We start from the raw sequence: 5,453 nt of genomic DNA on the forward strand, positions 1-5,453 counted from the left end.
CGTTGATCTGCGGCGTGTTGTTGTTATGAGTGCTCTGAAAACAACAACACGCCGCAGATCAACGGGGTGGGGCTAGTGGGGGTGGCGGAAGGCGGTGCGCAGGGTCGCGTGGGCGGACGGGGGAGCGGCCACGTGGTCTAGGGCCAGGAGCGCGGCGCCGAGCAGTGGGGGGTCCTCGGGGACCAGCAGGCGGGCGCGGGGGGCGAGGACGGCGTAGCGCTCGGCGATGGCGCCCATCAGCAGGGGGCGGCGGGCGGCCAGGACGCCGCCGCCGAGGACGACGTCGGCGGGGACGTCCAGCAGGTCCAGCCGGCGCAGCGCGACCGAGCCGAGGACCGCGACCTCCTCGGCGAGGCGGGACACGACCCGGCGGGCCACCGCGTCGCCGGCCTCGGCGGCGCCGAGCAGCACGGGCGCGAGCCCGGTCAGCCGGCCCTCGCCGAACTCGCCGAGGTGGATGCCGAGGCCGACGTCGATCGCCCGCTCCACGCCGAAGTGCGCGGCGACCGCCGCGGTCAGCGCGGTCTCCGGGCCGCGGCCGTCCTCGCCCCGGACGGCGTGCCACAGCGCGGCCCGGCCGAGTGCGGCCCCGCCGCCCCAGTCGCCGGTGTGGTCGCCGAGGGAGGGGAACCGGGCGGTGCGGCCGTCCGGGGCGACGCCCGCGCAGTTGATCCCCGCCCCGCACACCACCGCGACGCCCCAGCCCTCGGCGGCGCCCGTGCGCAGCAGCGCGAACGTGTCGTTGCCGACGGTCGCGCTCGGCGCGGCCCCGCGCGCCAGGAGCAGCTTCTCCAGCCGCTCCTCCTCGTCCGGCAGGTCCACGTTGGCCATGTAGGCGGCGAGGTGCACGGCGTCGCCGGGCCGGGCGCCGGCGTCGCGGAGCGCGGCGGTGATCGCCTCGGTCAGCACGTCCAGGGCGGAGTCGAGACCGGCCGCCTGCGGGCGGAACCCGCCGCCGCGCGCGGTGGCGAGCAGCTGCCCGGAGGCGGTGAGGACGGCGGTGTCGGTCTTGCTGTTGCCGCCGTCCACGGCGACCAGTACGTCCGCGCCGTCGGTGTCCCGGGCCATCAGCGGGCCCACGGCAGGTGGGCGCGGTTGGCGGCGACCAGGTCGCGGGCCAGGCGGTCGGCGGTGTCGCGCTGCCCGATGAGCGGGTGCGCCAGCAGCGCGGCGGCGACCCGGCCGGTGCCGCCGCGCAGCGCGGCGTCCAGGGCGAGTTCCTCGTAGGCGGCGACGTGCGCGATCAGCCCGGCGTACAGCGGCTCGACGGGCGGGACGGGCAGCGGGACGGCGCCGGACGAGGTGATCCGCGCCGGCGCCTCGATGACGGCGCGGTCGTCCAGGAACGGCAGCGTCCCGTGGTTGCGGACGTTGGCGACCTGGGCGTCGCCGCGCCCCGCGAGCAGCGACGCGGCGAGCTGGACGGCGGCCTCGGAGTAGAAGGCGCCGCCGCGCTCGTCCAGCCGGGCGGGCCTGGTGTCCAGGGACGGGTCGGCGTACTGGGCGAGGAGGTCGCGTTCGAGCGCGGCGACCTCCTCCGCCCGCGTCGCCGCGCCGCGCTGCTCCGCGACGACGCGGTCGTGCTCGTAGTAGTAGCGCAGGTAGTAGGACGGGACGGCGCCGAGCGTCCGCAGGAACGCGGCGGGCAGCCCGGCGATCGCGGCGAGGTCGCCGGCGTGCCGGTCCAGCAGGTCCGGCAGGACCTCCCGGCCGTCCAGCCGCACCGACCGCACCCAGGTGAGGTGGTTGAGGCCGGCGTGGCCGAGGGCCACCCGCTCGGGCGGGACGTCCAGCAGCGCGGCGGCGCGGCGCTGGAACCCGATGGCGACGTTGCACAGCCCGACCGCGCGGTGCCCGGCGTCCAGCAGGGCGCGGGTGACGATGCCGACGGGGTTGGTGAAGTCGATGATCCAGGCGCCGGGGGAGCGGGCGGCGACGCGCCCGGCGATGTCGAGCACGACCGGGACGGTGCGCAGCGCCTTGGCGAGCCCGCCGGCGCCGGTGGTCTCCTGCCCGACGCAGCCGCAGTCCAGCGGCAGGGTCTCGTCCACCCGCCGGGCCGCCTGCCCGCCGACCCGCAGCTGCAGCACCACGATCGCCGCGTCCGCGACCGCCGCGTCGAGGTCGCCGGTGGCGGCGAGCTCGGCGGTGACGACTCGGGCGGGGTGGCCGGCGCGCGCGAGCATCCGCCGGGCGAGCCCGCCGACCACCTCGAGCCGCCGCGCGTCGGGGTCGGCGAGCACCAGCTCCGACACCGGCAGCACCGCCCGCGCCCGCGCGAGCCCGTCGACCAGTTCGGGGGTGTAGGTCGATCCGCCCCCGATGACCGTCAGCTTCAACCCTTCACTCCCGTCAACGTCACACCCTGGATGAACACGCGCTGGGCGAGGAAGAACACCACCAGCACCGGCACGATCGTCAGCAGCGTCGCCGCCATGGTGAGGTTCCACTCCACATGGTGGGCGGCGCGGAACGTGGCGACGCCGATGGCGAGCGTCCAGTGGCCGGGGTCGGCGTACACCAGCGGCCGGAAGTAGTCGTTCCAGCAGTAGAAGAACTGGAACAGCGCCACCGCGGCGAGGGCCGGCCTCGCCATCGGCAGCACGACCCGCAGCATCGTGCGCAGTTCCCCGCAGCCGTCCACGCGGGCCGCGTCGGCGTACTCGCGGGGGATCGTCACGAGGAACTGGCGCAGCAGGAAGATGGAGAACGCGTCCCCGAACAGCTGCGGGATGATCAGCGGCCACAGCGTCCCGGTGAGGCCGAGCCGCGCCCACACGATGTACAGCGGCACCATGGTGACCTGCGGCGGCAGCATCATCGCCGCGATCACCACGACGAGCGCGGCGTTGCGGCCCCGGAAGCGGAACCGGGCCAGCGCGTACGCGACCGGGACGCTCGACACCAGCATGGCCACCGTGGACAGCCCCGCGTACACGGTGCTGTTGACCGTCCAGCGGACCATGTCGCCGCTGAACACCTCGACGAAGTTGGCGAAGTGCCAGCCGCGCGGCCACAGGTCGCCGCTGAGCGCCTGCCGGTCGGTCATGACGGCGGTCAGCAGCATGAACGCCGGCGGCGCGAGGAACATCAGGGCGAGCGCGACGGCGGTGGCGTGGACCGCGACCCACAGCAGGGCCCGCCGCGTCCGGCTTCCGGACGTCATGCCGCCTCCTCTCCGGCGAACGCGCGGAACCGGCGGAGCAGGAACAGCGTGAACAGCATCGCGGTGGCGAACATGACGAGCGCGAGCACGCACGCGTAGCCCATGTTGTACTGCCGGAACCCCTGGTCGTAGAGCCACTGCGGGAACGTCAGCGTGGACCCGCCCGGGTAGCCGGGGGCGTACTGGGTGCCGGGCAGGTCGGCGCGGCCCGAGGCGACCTTCCCGGCGACCATCGGCTGGGTGAAGTACTGCAGCGTCTCGATGACCCCGGTGACGGCCGAGAACGCCAGGACCGGCGACACGGTCGGCAGCGTGATGTGCCGGAACCGCGCCCACGCGCCCGCGCCGTCGATCGCGGCGGCCTCGTACAGGGACGCGGGGACGTTCAGCAGCGCCGCCAGCATGATGATCATGACGTCGCCGACCGCCCACAGCGCGAGGAGGGCGAGGCCGGGCTTGGCCCAGGCGGCGTCGTTGAAGAAGTCGGGCAGCGCGAACCCGAGCCGCCCGGCGATCGCCGGGAACGGCCCGGTGCCGGGGTTCAGCAGGAACACGAACGCGACCGTGGCCGACACCGGCGGGATCAGGTACGGCAGGTAGAGGATCGACCGCAGCACGCTCCCGCCCCGCCTGATCCTGGTGAGCAGCTGTGCGGCGCCGAGGCCGAACAGGACCCGCAGCGGCACGAGCACGGCCACCAGCCACAGCGTGTTGCGCATCGCCGTCCACGCGTCGCGGTCGTGCAGCAGGTAGGCGTAGTTGTCCAGGCCGGCGTACTGCAGCGTGAACAGGTTGTAGCGGGTGAAGGAGAAGTAGACGGTGGCGGCGAGCGGGTAGGCGAAGAACAGCCCGAACCCGGCCAGCCAGGGGGACAGGAACGCCAGGACGCGGAGCCGCCGGCGGCGGCGCGCCCCCCCCGCCCCCGGCCCCCGGCCCCGGCCCGGGGGGGGGCGGGGCCGTGGGCCGGGGGGGCCGGGGGCTCCGCCCGCGCGGGTGAGGGGGTCGTCGACCTCGCGGTCCAGCCTGCCGAGCGCGCCGGGCAGGTCGTCCACCTTGCCCGGCTCCCACTCGTCCTGGACGAACTTCTGGAACCGCACGATGTAGTCGTTGCCGTTCGGCGTCGGCGGCGTCGTGGTGCTGTTCGGGTTCTTGAACACGTCGAGGAAGGTGCGGAACTGCGGCGGCAGCGTCAGCTTCGGCGACGACAGCGCCGGGATCGTGGACGGCACGTTGCCGAGCGCGTTGGCGAACGTCACCAGGGCACCGGTGTCCGTGGTCAGGTAGCGGACGAACTCCCAGGCGGCCTGCGCGTGCTCGGCGCCGCGCGGGATCCCGATGACGGTGCCGGTGACGAACCCGCCGCCGTACGACGATGCCCTGGCGTCGGCGACGGGGATGGGCGCGGTGCCGTAGTCGAGGCCGGGAGCCTCCTGCTGGATGAACTTGGTGCGCCACTCGCCGTCGACGGCCATCGCCACCTTCCCCTTCTCGAAGGGGTTGGACGACTCGAACTCCTGGCCCATGGAGCGCAGGAACTTCTTGACGTTGTCGTAGCCGTACCAGTCGATGAGGCTCTTGTTCCACTTCAGGTACGCGGTGAAGGCGGGGTCGGCGGCGAAGTTGGCCTTGCCGCCGCCGGTCAGCCATGTCACGCCGAACTGCGGGGCGAGGTGCTGGGCCTGGTGCTCGTAGTACTGGGCGGACGGCATGAACCCGGCGACCTCGATGGTGCCGTCCGGGGCGCGGACGGTGAGCTTCTTGGCCAGCGCGGTCAGCTCGCCCATCGTCCTCGGCGGCTGCTCGCCCTTCATGAGCTTCTTGTTGTAGTAGAGCCCGTAGGCGTCGGCGAGCAGCGGCATCGCGCACCGGACGCCCTTGTACTCGGTGTACTGGCGCACCGCCCGCGGGAACTGGTCCATGTCCAGGCGGGACTCGGCGATGTAGGGCGCGAGGTTCTGCCAGGCGCCGCTCTGGCACCACTGCCCGACGCTGTCGGTGGTGAACGACGAGACCACGTCGGGCGGGTTCCCGCCGCGGACGGCGTTGGTGATGCGCTCGTCGGTCTGGCCCTTGACGAGCTTGACGGTGATGTTGGGGTGGGCCTTGTCGAAGCCGGCGACGGCGTCCTGGAACGCCTTCACCTCGTGCGGGGCGCTCCAGCCGTGCCAGACCTCGATCGTCTGCTTCGCGCCGGTGCCCGAGCCGGTCACCTTCGAGCCGAACAAGCAGCTGATCCGCGAACTGCTCGCCACCCAGATCGACTGGACGACGCTCGGCACCGGGTTCG

The 5,453-nt window shown here is 73.7% G+C and carries 4 protein-coding genes; all 4 read right to left on the bottom strand.

The annotated features are described in order from the left end of the window. Positions 1-72: 72 nt before the first annotated feature. The 4 genes from ABZ806_RS44720 to ABZ806_RS44735 are packed head-to-tail and all read right to left on the bottom strand — an operon-like array spanning position 73 to position 5,376. Positions 73-1,068: an N-acetylglucosamine kinase gene (locus ABZ806_RS44720; RefSeq protein ID WP_500226028.1), complete on the bottom strand. Its 996-nt coding sequence runs from the start codon at positions 1,066-1,068 to the stop codon at positions 73-75. After that, a complete protein-coding gene (locus ABZ806_RS44725; RefSeq protein ID WP_500226029.1) occupies positions 1,068-2,339 on the bottom strand; it encodes a family 4 glycosyl hydrolase in 1,272 nt (423 codons plus the stop codon). Before ABZ806_RS44725 ends, ABZ806_RS44720 begins: the two co-directional genes overlap by 1 nt. After that, positions 2,336-3,166, bottom strand: coding sequence for a carbohydrate ABC transporter permease (locus ABZ806_RS44730; protein WP_500226031.1), 831 nt, complete (start codon positions 3,164-3,166; stop codon positions 2,336-2,338). Before ABZ806_RS44730 ends, ABZ806_RS44725 begins: the two co-directional genes overlap by 4 nt. Then, positions 3,163-5,376: an extracellular solute-binding protein gene (locus ABZ806_RS44735; protein ID WP_500226032.1), complete on the bottom strand. Its 2,214-nt coding sequence runs from the start codon at positions 5,374-5,376 to the stop codon at positions 3,163-3,165. Before ABZ806_RS44735 ends, ABZ806_RS44730 begins: the two co-directional genes overlap by 4 nt. Between the last annotated feature and the right edge of the window lie 77 nt (positions 5,377-5,453).

The organism is Spirillospora sp. NPDC047418, from assembly GCF_040643275.1.
Taxonomy (GTDB): Bacteria; Actinomycetota; Actinomycetes; order Streptosporangiales; family Streptosporangiaceae; genus Spirillospora.

Excerpts from the sequence above, each read along its gene's own strand:
- ABZ806_RS44730 (WP_500226031.1), bottom strand. The coding sequence starts at position 3,166 with ATGACGTCCGGAAGCCGGACGCGGCGGGCCCTGCTGTGGGTCGCGGTC.
- ABZ806_RS44720 (WP_500226028.1), bottom strand. The coding sequence starts at position 1,068 with ATGGCCCGGGACACCGACGGCGCGGACGTACTGGTCGCCGTGGACGGC.